The sequence below is a fragment of the Streptomyces sp. NPDC034085 genome (genome assembly GCF_055575555.1).
This window is the reverse complement of sequence record NZ_JBVISL010000003.1, coordinates 332,187-347,853: the sequence shown is the minus strand read 5'-3', so window position 1 is coordinate 347,853 and position 15,667 is coordinate 332,187. Positions and strand designations below refer to the sequence as shown.

The window sequence follows — 15,667 nt, the reverse complement described above, 5'->3', positions numbered from 1 at the left end:
CCGTCGCGGGACGCGTCACGCGCGGGCGGAGGCGGCCCCGAACCACCGCAGCAGCGCCCCGAGCAGCTCCTGCTGGTCCTCGCCGGCCCACGCGACGTGCCCGTCCGGGCGCAACAGCACGCCGGGGACGTCGAGTTCCCCGCTGACGTCGACGACGTGGTCGACCCGGTCCGCCCAGCCCGCCGCCGAGAGCCGGCCGGTCCGGTCGAGCAGCAGCCCCCGGCCGCGGTGCATCAGCCCGTAGAGGCGCCCCCGCTTCAGCCGCACGTCCCGCAGCCGCCTGCCGAGCAGTTCGTGGCCCTCGCCGAGGTCGTAGCGGATCCCGATCGCGGTGATCTTCTCGATCAGGTGCCGGTTCACCTCCTCGAAGTCCATCAGTTCCGCGAGCAGCCGGCGCACCGCCCGGGGGCCGGGCTCGGTGGACATCAGCTCCATCTGCGCGCGGGTGTTGTCCAGTACGTCGGCCGCCACCGGGTGCCGCTCGGCGTGGTAGCTGTCCAGGAGCCCGTCCGGCGCCCAGCCGGCCACCGCGGCGGCGAGCTTCCACCCGAGGTTGAACGCGTCCTGGAGGCCCAGGTTGAGCCCCTGCCCGCCGGTGGGCGGGTGGATGTGCGCCGCGTCGCCGGCCAGCAGCACCCGGCCGACGCGATAGCGCTCGGCCAGCCGCGTCGCGTCGCCGAAGCGGGAGATCCAGCGCGGCGCGTGCACACCGAAGTCGGTGCCGGCGTACGCCCGCAACTGCTGCCTGAGCTCGTCCAGGGACGGCGGGACCGAGCGGTCCTCGGCCACTCCCTCGGCGGGCACGATGACGCGGTACACGCCGTCCCCCTCGGGGATGGCGCCGAACCGCGGCTGGGTCCTGCGGACTTCGGCCACCACGGCGGCCAGCTCCCGCGGTGACGCGGTCAGCTCCACGTCGGCCAACAGCGTCTCCTTCCTGCTGGGTTCGCCGGGGAAGCCAACGCCGAGCAGCTTGCGCACCGTGCTGCGTCCGCCGTCGCAGCCCACGAGGTAGCGCGAGCGCAGCCGTGTGCCGTCGGCCAGCCGGACGTCCACCCCGTCCTCGTCCTGGGTCAGTCCGGCCAGTTCGCAGCCGCGCCGGACCTCGACGCCGAGTCCGCGGGCGTGCTCGGCCAGCAGCTCTTCGGTGACCGCCTGGGGGATGGCGAGGACGTACGCGTGCGTGGTGTCCAGCCCCGTCGGCCAGGCCCCGCCGATGCCGGCGAAGAAGCCGCCGACCGTGAACCGTTCACCGCGTGCGAGAAAGCGTTCCGCCAGGCCGCGTTGGTCCATCAACTCGATGCTGCGCGCGTGCAGACCGCGCGCACGGGCATGGCCGGCGGGCTCCGTCTCCTTCTCCAGTACGAGCACGCGCACTCCGTGCAGCCGCAGTTCGGCGGCCACCATCAAACCGGTCGGGCCGCCGCCGGCAACGATCACGTCCATCATGAAAACGCCCATTTCCGCAGGTTCTGGATTCGGCCGCTCATTCTGCGGGGCGAACGGGGTCTTGCCGCAAGGCCCCCCGTGCGCTATATGTTGAGAGTGGCAAGGAGTGGGCGACTCCTTGCCTTTGTCTTTTTCCTTTGTCTTTTCCGCCGTCCGCTGCCTCCGGGTGCAGTGGCGTTTCACCGGGTGAAGGCGCTCGCCCGCCCGGGTGAGTTGGCGGCCCAGGGCCTGTCCGAGCCCCGCCGCCGGTCGTTACAACCGGATCGTGATCAGGCCCACCCCCGCGGGTGCGGCTGACACCGCCGCCTGTCGGCGTTCCCCGAGTAGCGACAGAAAGACGGCCTTTCCATGAACGATCGCCTGCGGTACCTCGCCGCGACCCTGGCCACCGGCGCCGCCCTGGCGCTCACCGCCGCGACCCCCGCCGACGCGCGTCCCGGCGCCGTCGACAGCCAGTGCGGCCAGTACATCTGCGTGATGACCGCCCACCACAACCGCTTCGTCCAGGACATCACCGTCCGGACCCGCGACGGCCTGCCCGGCACGCTGCGCTCCTACTGGGGCAACTACCACAGCACGAAGGTCAACGCGGCCTCCCACCGGTGGGTGGTGGGCTACGAGCAGGCCGGGTCCAAGCTGGTGTGCGGTGGCCTGGAGCGCGACGGCCGGTCCATCGAGGACGGCATCTGCGTCACCATCTGACCCCGCCGCAGCACCCCCGGGTGCCGCCGGCCCGGCCCTCCCGGGCTCCGGCGGCACCGCCGCGCCCCGCAGCGCCGCGCGTGTCGGCCGCCGCGCCGGCCCGTACCCGGGGTGCAAGATGACGGCATGAGCGACCGCGACGACTTCCTGCTGTGGGTCAGGACCGATCTGTACGAGGCGGAACGCGCGCTGCACAACGGCGACGCGGCTGCCCGCCGGGCGCTGTGGTCGCACGACGAGCCGGTGAGCGTCCTGGGGGCGTGGCGCAACGCTGTCGGCCGGCAGGAGCTCGACGCGTTGTTCACGGCCCTGGAGGGAAGCTTCTCCGACTGCACGTCGTACGCGTTCGAACTACTGGCGTACGACGTGGTGGGTGACATGGCCTACACGGCCGGCCTCGAACACACCTCCACCTCCGTCGACGGCGAGCCGCGCACCTACACCCTGCGGGCCACCCAGGTCTACCGCCGGGAACAGGGCGCGTGGCGGGTGGCCCATCGCCACGGCGACACCGTGGCCGGGTGAGGGCGGACGGCTCAGGGGGCGGCGGCGGTGCCCGTGCCGTCGTCCGCGATGCGGCGCCGGACCTGGTCCTCCTGGGCGAGGCGGCGCAGCAGTTCGAACACCGGGGCGCAGATCGCGAAGACGATGACCGCCCGCTCCGCCAGGGCCACCGGGTCGTCGAGGCAGGACGCGCGCTCGAGGTCCAGCCGGGCCACCGACTCGGCCAGCCGCGCGTAGGCGGCGAGCTCGCCCGGGGCGTACTGGGCGTCCAGCCGGCGCAGTTCCCTGAGGGCCGCCGTCAGCCCCTGCACGTGCGGTGACGTGGCCGGCGCCCGCCAGTCCAGTGCCGCGAGCAGCTCCGCCACCTCCGCTCCGGCCGTCTCCTCCGCCTCGTCCTCCCCCTCGCCGTCCTCCGGGCCGTGGGAGGCCACCGGGACCGGGAGCGCGTAGCTGATCGCCCCGAGGGCGCCCTCGGTGCTGTGCGCCTGGTCGACGGCGCCGAGCACCTCCCGGGTGGCGGCGATGGACAGGCCGCCCAGCGTGGTCAGCGCCTTGATCAGCCGCAGCCGCTCCGCGTGCTCCTCCCCGTACTCGGCCAGGGTCGCGGCGGTGGCCCGTCCCGCGGGCAACAGCCCTTGCCGCCGGAAGTACTTGATGCTGGCGACCGGCACCCCGGTGCGCCGGCTGAGCTCCGAGATCTTCATACGGCTTCCCTGCTGGTCGTGCGGCCGGTACCCGTCATCGGCGATTGGACACCACCACAAGATACTGCCAGTATCCAGTATTGGATACCAGAAGTATCCAGTCCAGGAATCGCAGCCGCACCGGAGAATCGATGCCTCACCCCACGCCACCCTCCGTGCTCCGCCGACCCCAGCTGTGGATCGGTACGGGACTCATCGCCGCAGTGGTCTCGATGGTGTTCGCCCTGCTCTACGTGGGCGGCAACGTCAACCCCAGAGGAAACCTGCGCGACCTGCCGGTGGCCCTGGTCAACGCCGACACCGGCGCCGACGCGGGCGGCCGCCGCGTCAACCTCGGCGAGCAGGTCGTCGCCGGGATCGAGAAGGCCGCCCAGGGCGACAAGAGCATCGACTGGCAGCTCGTCAGCCGCGAGGAGGCCGACAAGCGGCTGGGCCGGGGCAAGGTCTTCGGCGCCCTCGTCATCCCGCGGGACTTCTCCGCCACGGTGACCGCGCTCGCCGCCCCGCAGCCGCCCGCCGGCAAGCCCGCACCGCCGGTCCTGACCGTCCTGACCAACCAGGCCGCCGGCAGCATAGGCTCCTCCATGTCCTCCCAGGCGGCCCAGAAGGCCGCCCACGCCGCATCCGCGCAGATCGGCCAGCAGCTCCTCCAGCAGGCCGCCGCCCAGAAGACCCCGCTGCCGACGGCCGCCCAGCTCAAGCTGGCCGACCCGGTGACAGTCACCGTCGCCGACGGCCACCCCGTCGGCTCCCGCAGCGCCATGGGCCTGAGCGCCTTCTACTACGCGCTGGTCCTCATCGTCTGCGGCATGCTCGGCGCCAACGTGGTCAACTCCCAGGTCGACACCGCGCTCGGCTACGTGCACACCGACTTCGGCCCCTTCCGCAAGCGGGAACCCGTCCAACACACCAGCCGCGTCCGCACCCTGGCGATCGGCATGGCGCTCATGCTCGGCCTGTCCGTGGTCATGGGCACCCTGGTGGAGGTCGCCACGGTCGCCGTGCTCGACATGGACGCCTCCCACCTGGGCCTGCTGTGGCTGTACTCGGTCGCCACCATCGCGGTCGTCGGCATCGGCAGCCTGGCCCTGTTCGCCGCCTTCGGCACCCCCGGCATGCTGCTCGCCACCATCGTGTTCATCGCGATGGCCGTCCCCTCCTCCGGCGCCACGGTGCCGCTCCAGGCGCTGCCGGGCTTCTTCCGGGCCCTCGCCGAGTTCGAGCCGCTGCGCCAGATCACCGAGGGGCTGCGCTCCCTGCTCTACTACGGGGCCCAGGCCGACGCGGGCCTGACCCGGGCCTGGTCCGCGATGGGGGTCGCCTTCGTCGCCGCGCTGGCCTTCGGCTTCGCCGTCACCCGCCTGTACGACGTCAGGGGACTGCACCGCATCCCCCACCCCGCCGCCGCCGGATCCGCGGCGCCCGCCGCCACCGGGCTCGCCGCCGGGTCGACCGCCGCCGGGTCCCCGGACTCCGCCGACGAGGCCCCGGCCGAGGCCGCGACGGCCGGCGACGCTCCGGAGGCCGCGTCCGCCGAGGCCGAGGCGCCCTCCAAGGCCTGAGGCCGGCTGGGCCGGGCCGGCCGCAACGGTCCGCCCGGCCCCGCCGCGCGGCCCTTCAGGGCAACGAGCGGCCCCCTCCAGCCGGGGTCCTTGGAATGGCGGGTTCCGCGCGGTACCCCTGGCAGGGCGTACGCGCGGAACCCGCCGGTTCCACGGCCACGAGCCGCCCGGACGTCCGGCGGGGTCACGGTCCGCGCGCCCCCCGACGGCTGGAGCGCCCGATGACCACAGGCTGGACCCCCCGCCCGCCCGACGCCGGGCAGCCCCGCGGTGAGCACCTGCCGGAGCTCGACGTCCCGCCGCCCGGCCGGCAGCGGCGCTGGACGGTCCTGCTGCGGCTGCTGTTGCTGCTGCCGCAGCTGATCGTCACCGCCCTCCTCGGGGTCGCCGCCTTCTTCGTGACGATCGCCGGCTGGTTCGCCGCCCTGGTGCGGGGCCGGCTGCCCGACGGGATCGCCCGGTTCCTCGGCCTGTTCCTCGCGTACGAGACCCGGGTCACCGCCGCGGCGATGCTGCTGGTGGACCGGTACCCGCCGTTCTCCTTCGAGACGCCCGGCCACCCGGTCCGCATCGAGCTGCGCCCCGGTGAGCTGAACCGGTCGGCCGTGCTGTTCCGCATCGTCCTGATGATCCCGGCGGTGATCGTCACCACCCTCCTGCAGTACGGCTGGGCCGCCGTCTGCTGGGTGTTCTGGCTGATCACGCTCGTGCTGGGGCGCATGCCCCCGGCCGTCTTCGGCGCCGTCGCCGCCGTGGCCCGGTACCGGATGCGCTACCAGGCGTACACGATGATGCTGACCTCCGCCTACCCCAAGCGCCTGTTCGGCGACGCCCCGCCCGCCGCCGGCCTCCCCGCCCCGGCCGTGCCCTCCGGTACGCGCCCCCTGGTCCTCGGTACGCCGGCGAAGGCGCTGATCGTGCTGATCCTCGTCGTGGGCATCGTCGTCGCGTGCGCGTCCCCGGCGGTCCGGGTGCGGGACGACCACCGGGACGACCACCGGTACGGCTCCTCCCACGCCCCCACCGCCCCCGCGGCCCCGCCCGCAGCGCTGGAAGGCCCGGCAAGCGCACCGATCCGGACAAGCTGAATGACCTTCAGGTGAACACGGGCCGCTGGACGCCAGGTCAGCGGTACGCGTCCGGCCGGCCACGCACCGTTCCGCCCGGGTTTCGGGGCGGCCGGGGGAGCGGCGCATGCCGCGTGAGCTGCCCGAACAGCCCTTCGGTATCCGATAGTCGGACGGGTTGTCCGTAAAACGGCCATCGACCTGCATCCCACCTTCACATCCGACAGACTCGGACGCGTCGGAGCCAGACAACGCAAGTAATTGTCGCGCTCAACCTTCGTATCGAAAGTGAGTCCTGTCGTGCGTTACCGCTTCGCTGCCGTCCCCGCCGCCGCCCTCCTGTGCCTGGGAGGTGCCACCGGTATGGCGGAGGCAAAGCCCGCCAGCCTGTACGCCCCGTCCGCCATGGTCTTCTCCGTCGCCCAGGGCGACGACGCCTCGGGCACGGTCCTGCGCGCCGCCACCCTCAGCTGCATGCCGTCCGCGCAGGGCACCCACCCCGACCCCCAGGCCGCCTGTACCGCCCTGAAGGCCACCGGCGGCAGCTTCGACCGGCTGCTCGCCGCCCCGGACGTGAACCGCGCCTGCCCGATGCACTACGCGCCCGTGACCGTCACCGCGGAAGGCGTCTGGCAGGGCAGCCGGGTCAGCTGGAAGCACACCTTCTCCAACAGCTGCGCCATGGCCGCGACCGTCAACGGCAACGCCGTCTTCGCGTTCTGATTCCCCGCACCCCGGCGGCCGTCCCGGGCGGCGGCCTCCGGGGCCGCCGCCACGGCCCCGGGCGGTAGAGCGCGGACTTCCGGGTAGACGCCGCGCATGACCAGTCAACCCCTGACCCGATCCGCCTCCCCCGCCTGGTCGCAAGGCCTGCTCACCGGTCTGGAACGGCTGGAGGAGTGGTCCGCGGCCGACCGCCTCGCGTCCGTGGTGCGCCGGGCCGTGCGCGCCGTCCCGCTGGGCCGGGGCCGCGACGTCCTGCACGGCCTCCCGCTCGGACACCCGCTGCACCCCCTGCTCGTGCAGGTCCCCCTCGGCGCCTGGCTCTCGGCCGCCGTGCTGGACTGCATGCCCGGCCGGCGGGGTGAGCAGCAGGTGCTGATCGGCGTCGGTCTCGCGGCGGCGGCCCCGGCCGCGGTGGCCGGCTGGGCGGACTGGGCGGAGCTGCCGCCGGAGCAGGCGCGGGTGGGACTCGTCCACGCGGCGGCGAACCTGGCGGGCGTGTCCTTCTACGCCGCCTCCCTCACCGCCCGTCTGCGCGGGAGGCAGCTGCGCGGCCGGCTCCTCGCGGCGGCCGGCCTCGCCTCGGTCGGGATCGGCGGCGCCCTCGGCGGACACCTCGCCTACCGTCAGGCGGCCGGCGCCAACCACGCGGAGGCGGTGCCCCACCTCGTGCCGCAGGGCTGGATCAGGATCGGCGCCGTCGCCGACTTCCCCGTGGGCCGGCCGGTACGGGTCGTGGTGGCCGGCGTGGAGGTGCTGGTGGTGCGGCAGACCGGCGGCGAGATCCACGGACTGGCCGGCCGCTGCTCCCACATGGCCGGGCCCCTGTTCGAGGGGGACATCGAGGACGGCTGCGTCCGCTGCCCCTGGCACGGGAGCGTCTTCCGGCTGTCGGACGGCTGGAACGTGCGCGGCCCCGCGACCGCGCCGCAGCCCTCCTTCGAATGCCGCACGGTCGACGGCCAGGTCGAGGCCCGCCTGCGGCGCCGGCACCCGCAGGAGTGACCGCGGAGAACGGGCGCCCCGGCATCCGGCGCCTGGGGGGCGCGGGTCAGCGCCCCGGCGGGTGCGCGGTCGCCCAGTGGCGTGCGATCTGTTCCCGGGTGGCGATCCACGCTCCGCCGCGCCGCGCGACGTGCTCCAGGAAGCCGTCCAGCGCGCGGATGCGGCCGGGCCGGCCGATGATCCGGCAGTGGAGGCCCACGCTCATCATGCGCGGGCGGTCGGCCCCCTCGGCGTGGAGCGCGTCGAAGGTGTCCACGAGGTAGGCCAGCATGTCGTCGGCGGTGGTGAAGCCGTGGACGATCAGGAACTTGAAGTCGTTCGCGTCGAGGCTGTACGGCACGACGAGGTGCGGCCGGCCGGCCGCCTCCACGTAGAAGGGGAGGTCGTCGGAGTAGTCGTCCGAGCGTAGAGGAACCCGCCCTCCTCGACGACGAGGCGCCGCGTGCGGGGGCTCGTCCGGCCGGTGTACCAGCCGACGGGCCGACGGCCCACGAGACGCTCGATCGTCGCGACGCAACGGCGGACGTCGGCGCGCTCGGTGTCCTCGGGTACGTGGCGGTAGTCGATCCAGCGCCAGCCGTGGCCCGCCACCTCCCACCCGGCGGCGCCCATCGCCCGCGCCGCCTCCGGGTTCCGCTCGAGCGCCTGCCCCACGGCGTGGACGGTGACCGGCGCGGCGTGCCGCGCGAGGGTGCGGTGGACGCGCCAGAAGCCGGCGCGCGAGCCGTAGGCGAACATCGACTCGACGTTCAGCTCGCGCCCGCCGACCACCGGCGGCGCGCCCACGATCTCATGGAGGTAGCCCTCGGAGGCGGGGTCGCCCTCGAGGACGTTCTGCTCGCCGCCCTCCTCGTAGTTGAGGACGAGGCTGACGGCGACGCGGGCGCCGCCCGGCCAGGCGGCGTGCGGGGGCTCGGCGCCGTAGCCGACGAGATCGCGCTGGTGCTCGGACACGGGCGGCACCCTATCCGGAGCGGGGGCTACGGGGCCTGCGGCGCGGTGAGCTGCGTGAGGACCAGCAGGGTTTCGACGAGGTCCTCGGCCGGGGCGCCGGTGGCCAGGCGGCGCAGCTGCTGCCCGAAGACCAGGGCGACGGCCACGCCCGCCAGGCGCTCGGGGTCCGGCACGCCGAGCTGGGCCAGGATCCGGGCGGCCAGCAGGTCGTAGGCGGCGAAGCACTCGGCGGCGGCGGCGCGCAGCCGCTCGTCCCGGCCGGCCTGGACGTAGAGCTCGAAGGGCGCGATGTGCCGGCTGTCGAAGGCGTTGCCGCCCGCCACCCGCGCCACCACCTCGGCCGCCTGCCCGATGTCGAAGCGCTCGTCGGCGCACGCGTCCGCGAGCTCCGTGAAGTGCCGGGTCTCCTCGGCCACGAAGTGCAGCAGGCTCTCGCGGAGCAGCTCGTGCTGGGTGGCGAAGTGGTAGGTGACGGAGCCGAGGGAGACCGCGGCCTCCTTGGCGATCCGCCGGTTGGTGAGAGCGGCGATGCCGTCCTGCCCGATGATCCGCAGCACGGCGTCGACGATGCGCTGGCGGGTGTCGGAAGCGTGGGGCATGACGGCATTCTGCCCCATCGGCCGCCGCGGTCCTCCGCCCGCCCCCGGCAGGGGAGTTGGGGCGCCCGCGGTGTGGACAAGGCACGGAGCGATCCCTACTGTTCGTTCGAACGAACAGTTGAGGGACGCCGCACGGGAGTCATTCATGGACATATCCGGATCACACGTTCTGCTCACCGGAGCCACCGGCGGCATCGGCTCCGCCCTCGCGGCGCGCCTGACCGCCCAGGGAGCCCGCCTCACGGTCACCGGGCGCAGGGAGGAGGCCCTCAAGACGACCGCCGACGCATACGGCGCCAGGACCGTCGTCGCCGATCTGGCGGTCCGGGCCGACGTGGTCCGGCTGGCCGAGGCCTGCGCCGACGCCGACGTCCTCGTCGCGAACGCCGCCCTGCCCGCCAGCGGCGAGCTGCTGGACTACACCGAGGAGCAGCTCGACCGGGCCCTCGACGTCAACCTGCGCGCGCCCGTCCTGCTGTCCCGGCTCCTCGCCGAGCACATGGCCGCCCGCGGCCGCGGCCACATCGTGCTGGTCGGCTCCATCTCCGGCAAGGCCGCGACCAGGTCGACCTCCCTCTACAACGCGACCAAGTTCGGGCTGCGCGGATTCGCCCTCGCCCTGCGCCAGGAGCTGCGGGGCACGGGCGTGGGCGTCTCCCTCGTCCAGCCCGGCTTCGTCCGCGACGCCGGGATGTTCGCGGCGACGGGAGCGACCCCGCCGAGCGGCATCAGGACCGTGACGCCCGCGCAGGTCGCCGACGGCGTCGTACGGGCCGTCCGGCGCGACCGGTGCGAGATCAACGTCGCGCCGCTCGAACTGCGGCTGCTCAGCGCCGTCGCAGGGCAGTTCCCCGGCTTCGCCGAGCGGGTCCAGGCCCGGGCCGGCCTCGATGGCTCCGTGCGACAGATCGTCGAGGCCCAGCGCTCGCACCGGTAGACGGCGGCGGTCCCGCACCGCCGGGCGGGACCGCCGCTGCCCCTTCCCCCCACCGCTCCGCCCCGCCTCCCGGCGGGCGGGCCGCACACGTACGCATCCCGCCCCGCCCTCACGTGAACGGCGAGCACGACTGTGCCGAGCGAACACCCCCGAAGCTCCAACTGGTCGCCCTCACCCACCCGGTGTGGTTCTCCTCCGGCCAACTGCCCCCGTACGCCGTCGGGGTGGCGCGCGCTCTTCCACACCGCGCGCCACCCCGACGGTTCGTGGAGCGGCATGCGCCCCCCGCCGGGCCCCGCCGACGCCGCTTCGTTCACGGGCGTCCAGCGCGCCGCGGCCGGCATGGCGGACGGCTCCGCCGTGGTGCTCGGCATCGCGCCCGACAACGGCCCGTGGTTTACCGTCGCACGGGTCCGGCACGGCATCAGGAGGCCGGACGGCTCCTGGACCCCGTTCGCGCAGGTGCCCGGCCCGAACGGGCGCGACCCCTTCCCCGCGGGCCAGGTCCGCGTCACCGCACTGCGGGACGGCCGTCAGCGCCGGGTCGCGGCCTGCGCCGGGATCCGCCGCGTCACGGAACCAGGGTCCTTCGGCCCCCATTCACCGGCGGCCAGGGGGAATTGCGGGCGGGGCGGGAAGCGTCCGACGGAGTGACGATTCGTCGGCGCCGTGCATGGGGGCGGGGCTCCCGGGCATACGGCTTCTCGGAGGTTGATAAACATGGTTCCCCTGCTTCTGGTACTTCTGCTCGCGCTGATTCTCTTCGGTGCGGGTTTCGCGATCAAGATTCTGTGGTGGGTCGCTCTGGCGGTCCTGGTCCTCTGGCTGATCGGCTTCGTCGCGCGGCCGAGCGGCAGCAGCGGGCGGTGGTACCGCTGGTAGGACGGCGCAGAGCCCCGTAGAAGAATTCCGAGACTGACCCCGGCCCGGGGGCCGCACCGACGCGGCCCCCGGGCTTTCGGGGATGCCCGCCGTTCGCCGTTCGCCGGCCGTGGTTCGCCGGTCGGGTTTCGCTGTTTCACCGGTCGTCGGTGTCGGCCTGTTCGCGGCCGCTCAATTGGCCCGGCTGTAGCGGGCGGTGCCGGTCCAGATGCGCTCGAGCCGCACACGGGTACCGGGTTTGGGGGCGTGCCAGATCTTGTTGTGCCCCGCATAGATGCCGACGTGGCCCATGGTGCCCCCTGTGGGGAAGAAGACCAGGTCGCCGGGTGCGCGCTGGGTGCGCGGGATGTGCAGGGTGCTCTCGTACTGGGCCGCCGCGGTGCGGGGAAGGGCCCGGCCGGCCTTGCGGAAGGCGTAGAGGGTCAGTCCTGAGCAGTCGAATTCGTTGGGCCCTGTGGCGCCGTAGACGTAAGGGGAGCCTTTCTTGGATGCCGCGATGGCAACGGCCTTTATGCCGTAGAGCGAAGCGGCCTGCGCCGGGCTGGCGGGCGTGAACAGGGCGGCGGCCACGGAGATCGCGAGGAACAAAGCGGGGGAGCGATGGCTCTCGGGGCGTTTTTTTGTTTTCGGCAATCGTGATACCTGCGCATTCGATACAGGAACAAGACCATGACGGTGACTGTTCTCGGTGACTGCGTAACGGCTCCCGACGACCGCCCATTTTGCACGAAGTGTCCACCTGCGAGGCGTCGGACACGGCAGGAATTGTCTCGGTTGGGTAAAGCGGCCGGAGATCATGTGCCCACCCGGACAGGCCATTCGCCCGTTCGGCGCCCCACCTCTGCCGAGGCCCGGCGAAAGGCTCCGGCCGACTGGGGAGTGGCGCTTTTGCGAGCGAACTGCCGCTCCCGTCATGGACGTTGCCGGCTCGAATGGATTAACGCCCGGCCACGGACCCACCCTTGCCACCTGCCGGTGCGAGAAGTCCTCGGCCGCAGAGAAGAGGGGCCCGCCGGACCGGCAGACCCCTCCTCGCGACCGCCCGAGCCGCCGCAGACCGCAGGCACGGCCTAGCCGACGGTCTGGAGTCGGCGTCGCTCCGGGGCGGTCAAACCGCCCCACACGCCGTAGGACTCACCCATCAGCAGCGCGTGGCGCAGGCACGCCTGGCGCACCGGGCAGGACGCGCACAACTCCTTCGCCTGCTGGTCGCGCTGCTCCCGGTCGCCGCGGGACTCGTTCCAGGGGCCGAAGAACCGCTCCGACTCCACCCCCCGGCACGCGGCGTGGAACTGCCAGGCCCAGTGCTCGAGCACAGGGCGGAGGCGGGGAGGCTTCGGCATGGGTCGCTCCTTCAGTGTCGGTATCCGTACCGGTGTCAGGAGCACGTCTGTTCCCACCCGTTCGGATCAAACCTGCCACTCGGCCCCGGACGGCCGCCCGCCGGCTGTGTCACCTCTCCGCACGGGGGCATGCGCGCCTGTATGACACCGAACACGACCGCGGTGCTCGCCTGGGCCGCGCCATCCGGACCCGTGTGGCTGCACCTGCTGGTGATGGCCTTCGCCGTGCTCGTCCTGGTGACCACGCTGACCAGGCACCGGTAGCCCTCCGTGTTGTTCCTGGCGCTGCTCATCCCACCCCTGCTGCTGTGCGCCGTCCTCGGGCTCGGCCGCTACGAGGAGCGCATGCTGGGCCCGGCGGCAAGCGCTGCGGCCCCGCCCCGGCAGGGAGCCGGGCCCCCGCACCCCGTGCCGGACGCCCCGACGGACCGCGGAGCGTCCGGAGCGCCGAAGCCGGCCCTGCCCCGGGGCAGGCACCGGCGCCACCCGGCCGCCCCGTCGGCGGCCCCCGCCGCCGCTCCCGTCCCACACCGGGGCCGGGCGGCTCACGGGCACAGGGCGGCGGCCCCCCGGCGCGGAAGACGGCGGTACGGGGCCGGACAGCAGGGCCGGGCGCATCTGCCCGCCCGCGGTCCGGCGTACGCTGGAGCCGCGCTGCTCCTCCGTGCCGCGCCCGCCGCGGATCAGGGGGACCCTCGCCGTGCGACAGCCGCAGAACCCGGGTCCAGCCGGCACGCCCGCCTTCCGGACCACCGATGTCGACGAGGCCCGCGACTGGCTGCATGCCGCGTACGGGACGAGCCTGCGCATCAAGGCGCCCGAGCCCCGCAGCCCCTTCCGGTACTCCCGCGCCAGCGCGGGCCCCGTCTCGCTCAGCACCCTCTCCCTGCCGACGGACTACTCCTACGCCACCGGAGCCCTCGGCGCCGTGGCCGTCACCCATGTGGTCGGCGGCCGTATGGCCCGGGAATGCGCGGACGACGTCACCGAAGCCGGCCCGGGCGACGTCCTGGCGATCTCACAGCCCCATCTGCCGTACGCCGGCCGGGTGTACGCGGCCGAGCTGCGGGCCGTCACGGTACCGGTCGCCCTCGTGGAGGAACTCGCGGGCCGCCCGCCCGGGCAGGCCGCCCGTCCACTGCGCTTCCTCCGCTTCACCCCCGTCTCCCCGGCCATGGCCGGCCAGTGGAAGAGGACCGTCGACTACGTCGAGGAGAGCGTCCTGGCGCGGCCGGCGGGCGGCGAAGCGCTGGTCGTCGACGCCGTCGCCAGGATGCTCGCCGCGACCGTCCTGGCCGCCTTCCCCACCGATGCCCGGCCCGATCCCGTCCTCGCGGACACCCGGGACGCGACGCCGGACGCCGTCCGCCGGGCCGTCGCCTTCATCGAGTCCCGGCCGGCCGGCGAAATCGGCCTGGCCGAGATGGCCACGGCCGCCGGCGTCACTCCGCGAGCCCTCCAGTACGCCTTCCGGCGCCACCTCGGCACGACGCCGATGGCCTACCTGCGCCGCGTGCGGCTGGCCTTGGCCCATGCCGACCTGGTCGCCGCGGACCCCTCCCGGGACACGGTCGCGGCCATCGCCGGCCGGTGGGGCTTCCACCACCAGGGCCGGTTCTCCGCGGCCTACCGGGCTGCCTACGGCGTCGCTCCCCGGCACACCCTCGGCCGGTCCTGAGGGGTCAGCCCCGCGCCCCCGGCCCCCGCGTCCGCCGGAGTCGGCCCGGGCAGGACGGCCAGCAGGTGCTCCCCGCTCGCCCGGACCTCCAGGCCCGCTTCGCGCAGGGTCACGGCGAGGGCAGTCCGGAGCGCCGTGTGCAGGCCCGTCAGCGAGGTGAACCGGCTCAGGTCCTCCTCGTGGCCGTGGACCTGGACGGTCGGCCACAGCACCTCACGGGCGACCCAGCCGACCATGACCCCCTCGGCGGAGGCCCACACCCGCAGGCCCTCCCCCTCCCGCGACGACGTGTCGAAGCCGGCCCGGGACAGGACGCGCCGGACCCGCTCGCAGTCGTCGCCGCCGCCTTCCTCGGGGGGTTCGGCGGTCGGTACGGACTGTGTGGGAGGCATGCCTCCTACTTCAGCCGCCCCCGGCCCGCGGCGAAAGCCGCTCGGCGAACGGATCCGCGCCCGAAAGCCGGAAAACGAAGCACATGCCCGATGCGCCCGTGTGAGAACCGACATGCGGGGCAGGCGGGCTGTCACGCAAGACGACAACACCATCCGAGCTGAAAGGACCACTCTTCATGACCGAGAACGCGTGGGGCTACCGCGAGACGTCCGGCCGGCTGCAGGGCGCGGATCTGAGCGGCTTCAAGGTCGAGGCCGTCGACGGCAGCATCGGCAAGGTCGACAAGCACTCCGACGAGGCCGGCTCCGCCTACATCGTGGTCGACACCGGCCCCTGGATCTTCGGCAAGGAGGTCCTCCTGCCGGCCGGCACCGTCTCGCGGATCGACGTGGACGAGGAGAAGATCTACGTGGACCGGACGAAGGAGCAGATCAAGAACGCCCCCGAGTTCCACCGCGAGAAGCACCTCGGGGACGCCGGCTACCACGACGAACTGGCCGCCTACTACAAGGCCGGTGGCGCCTTCGGCGGCCGCCCCCTCTGAACCGCCCCAAGGAGCACCGCAGATGAGCGAGCACAAGAAGCACCAGGTGACGACCCCGCCCTCGAAGGCACCGGGGGAGAGCGGCGACCGCGCGGCACGCAAGGAAGCCGAGGACGCCGTCATCCCCGGCAGCGAGGACGGGGAGGCGGGCGACGCCCTGAGCCCGAACACCGACGCACAGCGCCGTACGGCGGGCCGCGACCGCCGGCGGTGACAGGTTCGGCTGTGGCTCCCCGGCACCTTCCCGGTGCCGGGGAGCCACAGCCGTGTCCGGGCCCCCCGCCCGTCGGGTAGCGGCCCCCGCGAGAAGGCGCGTACTGGGGCGGACGCGGACAGGCATGCGAACAGGCATGCGGACATGGCCATGCGGTGGCCGCACGCCGTTCCGGGGGGAAGGAGGACGGAGTGCGGCCACCGCTCTCGGGGGTTGCCACACCGCTCAAAGGGGCAACGCACCGACATCCCGCGTGTGTCCCCTCCCCGGGATTCCAAACCCCCCGGTTCAGGGCCGGTCGGCGGAACCCGACGTGCGCGCCCCGGCGGCGGCTTGCAGCATGGCCCTGTGCCCCCACCGGACGACGCGGCAGACCCGCGCCGTCCGGACGATCCAGCCGGAAGGCA

At 73.7% G+C, this 15,667-nt stretch carries 21 protein-coding genes; 13 read left to right on the top strand and 8 right to left on the bottom strand.

The genetic code is table 11. The features are described from left to right. Positions 1 to 15: 15 nt before the first annotated feature. Complete coding sequence (rox, locus tag ACZ501_RS11960; protein ID WP_468795481.1) at positions 16 to 1,449, bottom strand: rifampin monooxygenase; 1,434 nt, start codon at positions 1,447 to 1,449, stop codon at positions 16 to 18. Positions 1,450 to 1,797: 348 nt separating this feature from the next. Here rox and ACZ501_RS11955 point away from each other — a divergent pair, with 348 nt between their 5' ends. Further along, positions 1,798 to 2,151: a hypothetical protein gene (locus ACZ501_RS11955; RefSeq protein ID WP_361611300.1), complete on the top strand. Its 354-nt coding sequence runs from the start codon at positions 1,798 to 1,800 to the stop codon at positions 2,149 to 2,151. A 126-nt stretch (positions 2,152 to 2,277) separates the two neighbouring features. After that, positions 2,278 to 2,676 carry a nuclear transport factor 2 family protein gene (locus tag ACZ501_RS11950; protein WP_468794462.1) on the top strand — a complete coding sequence of 133 codons (399 nt, stop codon included), beginning with the start codon at positions 2,278 to 2,280 and terminating at the stop codon, positions 2,674 to 2,676. An 11-nt stretch (positions 2,677 to 2,687) separates the two neighbouring features. Here the strand turns inward: ACZ501_RS11950 and ACZ501_RS11945 are convergent, their stop codons facing one another. Continuing rightward, positions 2,688 to 3,359 (bottom strand): MerR family transcriptional regulator, encoded by a 672-nt coding sequence (locus ACZ501_RS11945; RefSeq protein WP_468794460.1) that lies wholly within the window; start codon positions 3,357 to 3,359, stop codon positions 2,688 to 2,690. Positions 3,360 to 3,490: 131 nt separating this feature from the next. Here ACZ501_RS11945 and ACZ501_RS11940 point away from each other — a divergent pair, with 131 nt between their 5' ends. From ACZ501_RS11940 to ACZ501_RS11925, 4 genes are all read left to right on the top strand, one after another. Beyond that, entirely contained in the window at positions 3,491 to 4,921 is a 1,431-nt protein-coding gene (locus ACZ501_RS11940) for a YhgE/Pip domain-containing protein (RefSeq protein WP_468794458.1), read from the top strand. Between the two features lie 221 nt (positions 4,922 to 5,142). After that, positions 5,143 to 6,009, top strand: coding sequence for a DUF4389 domain-containing protein (locus ACZ501_RS11935; protein ID WP_468794455.1), 867 nt, complete (start codon positions 5,143 to 5,145; stop codon positions 6,007 to 6,009). A gap of 342 nt (positions 6,010 to 6,351) precedes the next feature. Further along, on the top strand, positions 6,352 to 6,711 hold the full coding sequence (locus ACZ501_RS11930) for a subtilase-type protease inhibitor (protein ID WP_362460418.1): 360 nt from the start codon (positions 6,352 to 6,354) through the stop codon (positions 6,709 to 6,711). Between the two features lie 96 nt (positions 6,712 to 6,807). Then, positions 6,808 to 7,716: a Rieske (2Fe-2S) protein gene (locus tag ACZ501_RS11925; RefSeq protein ID WP_362460421.1), complete on the top strand. Its 909-nt coding sequence runs from the start codon at positions 6,808 to 6,810 to the stop codon at positions 7,714 to 7,716. A 46-nt stretch (positions 7,717 to 7,762) separates the two neighbouring features. On the opposite strand, the gene ACZ501_RS11920 is transcribed toward ACZ501_RS11925, so the two are convergent. Genes ACZ501_RS11920 through ACZ501_RS11910 form a run of 3 tightly spaced genes read right to left on the bottom strand, consistent with a single transcriptional unit; the run spans position 7,763 to position 9,269 of the window. Next, a complete protein-coding gene (locus ACZ501_RS11920; protein WP_468794453.1) occupies positions 7,763 to 8,056 on the bottom strand; it encodes a hypothetical protein in 294 nt (97 codons plus the stop codon). Continuing rightward, positions 8,017 to 8,670 (bottom strand): polysaccharide deacetylase family protein, encoded by a 654-nt coding sequence (locus tag ACZ501_RS11915; protein ID WP_468794451.1) that lies wholly within the window; start codon positions 8,668 to 8,670, stop codon positions 8,017 to 8,019. Before ACZ501_RS11915 ends, ACZ501_RS11920 begins: the two co-directional genes overlap by 40 nt. A 26-nt stretch (positions 8,671 to 8,696) precedes the next feature. After that, a complete protein-coding gene (locus tag ACZ501_RS11910) occupies positions 8,697 to 9,269 on the bottom strand; it encodes a TetR/AcrR family transcriptional regulator (RefSeq protein ID WP_468794449.1) in 573 nt (190 codons plus the stop codon). Between the two features lie 145 nt (positions 9,270 to 9,414). Between ACZ501_RS11910 and ACZ501_RS11905 the strand changes: the two genes are divergently transcribed. The 3 genes from ACZ501_RS11905 (at position 9,415) to ACZ501_RS11895 (ending at position 11,088) form a co-directional block, all read left to right on the top strand. Continuing rightward, entirely contained in the window at positions 9,415 to 10,206 is a 792-nt protein-coding gene (locus ACZ501_RS11905; RefSeq protein WP_468794447.1) for an SDR family NAD(P)-dependent oxidoreductase, read from the top strand. Between the two features lie 276 nt (positions 10,207 to 10,482). Then, on the top strand, positions 10,483 to 10,860 hold the full coding sequence (locus ACZ501_RS11900; protein ID WP_468794445.1) for a hypothetical protein: 378 nt from the start codon (positions 10,483 to 10,485) through the stop codon (positions 10,858 to 10,860). Positions 10,861 to 10,926: 66 nt separating this feature from the next. Beyond that, positions 10,927 to 11,088 carry a hydrophobic protein gene (locus tag ACZ501_RS11895; protein WP_361611483.1) on the top strand — a complete coding sequence of 54 codons (162 nt, stop codon included), beginning with the start codon at positions 10,927 to 10,929 and terminating at the stop codon, positions 11,086 to 11,088. 171 nt (positions 11,089 to 11,259) lie between these two features. Here the strand turns inward: ACZ501_RS11895 and ACZ501_RS11890 are convergent, their stop codons facing one another. Together ACZ501_RS11890 and ACZ501_RS11885 are read right to left on the bottom strand one after the other, a co-directional pair. Further along, positions 11,260 to 11,721: a C40 family peptidase gene (locus tag ACZ501_RS11890; protein ID WP_362460434.1), complete on the bottom strand. Its 462-nt coding sequence runs from the start codon at positions 11,719 to 11,721 to the stop codon at positions 11,260 to 11,262. 437 nt (positions 11,722 to 12,158) lie between these two features. After that, positions 12,159 to 12,431 (bottom strand): WhiB family transcriptional regulator, encoded by a 273-nt coding sequence (locus ACZ501_RS11885; protein ID WP_361611486.1) that lies wholly within the window; start codon positions 12,429 to 12,431, stop codon positions 12,159 to 12,161. A gap of 141 nt (positions 12,432 to 12,572) precedes the next feature. On the opposite strand from ACZ501_RS11885, the gene ACZ501_RS11880 reads away from it, so the two are divergent. Together ACZ501_RS11880 and ACZ501_RS11875 are read left to right on the top strand one after the other, a co-directional pair. Continuing rightward, entirely contained in the window at positions 12,573 to 12,695 is a 123-nt protein-coding gene (locus ACZ501_RS11880; protein WP_361611487.1) for a hypothetical protein, read from the top strand. Positions 12,696 to 13,131: 436 nt separating this feature from the next. Beyond that, entirely contained in the window at positions 13,132 to 14,109 is a 978-nt protein-coding gene (locus ACZ501_RS11875; RefSeq protein ID WP_468794443.1) for an AraC family transcriptional regulator, read from the top strand. On the opposite strand, the gene ACZ501_RS11870 is transcribed toward ACZ501_RS11875, so the two are convergent. Next, the gene (locus ACZ501_RS11870; RefSeq protein ID WP_361611541.1) at positions 14,070 to 14,501 is read right to left on the bottom strand and encodes a hypothetical protein; all 432 of its coding nucleotides are present in this window, start codon (positions 14,499 to 14,501) and stop codon (positions 14,070 to 14,072) included. The two genes, ACZ501_RS11875 and ACZ501_RS11870, sit on opposite strands and share 40 nt — an antisense overlap. Before the next feature lie 176 nt (positions 14,502 to 14,677). On the opposite strand from ACZ501_RS11870, the gene ACZ501_RS11865 reads away from it, so the two are divergent. Together ACZ501_RS11865 and ACZ501_RS11860 are read left to right on the top strand one after the other, a co-directional pair. After that, complete coding sequence (locus ACZ501_RS11865; RefSeq protein WP_361611540.1) at positions 14,678 to 15,046, top strand: PRC-barrel domain-containing protein; 369 nt, start codon at positions 14,678 to 14,680, stop codon at positions 15,044 to 15,046. A gap of 22 nt (positions 15,047 to 15,068) precedes the next feature. Beyond that, a complete protein-coding gene (locus tag ACZ501_RS11860) occupies positions 15,069 to 15,260 on the top strand; it encodes a hypothetical protein (RefSeq protein WP_468794441.1) in 192 nt (63 codons plus the stop codon). Positions 15,261 to 15,667: the final 407 nt, after the last annotated feature.

Excerpts from the sequence above, each read along its gene's own strand:
- ACZ501_RS11895 (WP_361611483.1), top strand. The coding sequence starts at position 10,927 with ATGGTTCCCCTGCTTCTGGTACTTCTGCTCGCGCTGATTCTCTTCGGT.
- ACZ501_RS11900 (WP_468794445.1), top strand. The coding sequence starts at position 10,483 with ATGCGCCCCCCGCCGGGCCCCGCCGACGCCGCTTCGTTCACGGGCGTC.
- rox (WP_468795481.1), bottom strand. The coding sequence starts at position 1,449 with ATGATGGACGTGATCGTTGCCGGCGGCGGCCCGACCGGTTTGATGGTG.
- ACZ501_RS11940 (WP_468794458.1), top strand. The coding sequence starts at position 3,491 with ATGCCTCACCCCACGCCACCCTCCGTGCTCCGCCGACCCCAGCTGTGG.
- ACZ501_RS11950 (WP_468794462.1), top strand. The coding sequence starts at position 2,278 with ATGAGCGACCGCGACGACTTCCTGCTGTGGGTCAGGACCGATCTGTAC.
- ACZ501_RS11945 (WP_468794460.1), bottom strand. The coding sequence starts at position 3,359 with ATGAAGATCTCGGAGCTCAGCCGGCGCACCGGGGTGCCGGTCGCCAGC.
- ACZ501_RS11870 (WP_361611541.1), bottom strand. The coding sequence starts at position 14,501 with ATGCCTCCCACACAGTCCGTACCGACCGCCGAACCCCCCGAGGAAGGC.
- ACZ501_RS11865 (WP_361611540.1), top strand. The coding sequence starts at position 14,678 with ATGACCGAGAACGCGTGGGGCTACCGCGAGACGTCCGGCCGGCTGCAG.
- ACZ501_RS11905 (WP_468794447.1), top strand. The coding sequence starts at position 9,415 with ATGGACATATCCGGATCACACGTTCTGCTCACCGGAGCCACCGGCGGC.
- ACZ501_RS11925 (WP_362460421.1), top strand. The coding sequence starts at position 6,808 with ATGACCAGTCAACCCCTGACCCGATCCGCCTCCCCCGCCTGGTCGCAA.
- ACZ501_RS11910 (WP_468794449.1), bottom strand. The coding sequence starts at position 9,269 with ATGCCCCACGCTTCCGACACCCGCCAGCGCATCGTCGACGCCGTGCTG.
- ACZ501_RS11930 (WP_362460418.1), top strand. The coding sequence starts at position 6,352 with ATGGCGGAGGCAAAGCCCGCCAGCCTGTACGCCCCGTCCGCCATGGTC.
- ACZ501_RS11935 (WP_468794455.1), top strand. The coding sequence starts at position 5,143 with ATGACCACAGGCTGGACCCCCCGCCCGCCCGACGCCGGGCAGCCCCGC.
- ACZ501_RS11885 (WP_361611486.1), bottom strand. The coding sequence starts at position 12,431 with ATGCCGAAGCCTCCCCGCCTCCGCCCTGTGCTCGAGCACTGGGCCTGG.
- ACZ501_RS11860 (WP_468794441.1), top strand. The coding sequence starts at position 15,069 with ATGAGCGAGCACAAGAAGCACCAGGTGACGACCCCGCCCTCGAAGGCA.
- ACZ501_RS11955 (WP_361611300.1), top strand. The coding sequence starts at position 1,798 with ATGAACGATCGCCTGCGGTACCTCGCCGCGACCCTGGCCACCGGCGCC.
- ACZ501_RS11880 (WP_361611487.1), top strand. The coding sequence starts at position 12,573 with ATGACACCGAACACGACCGCGGTGCTCGCCTGGGCCGCGCCATCCGGA.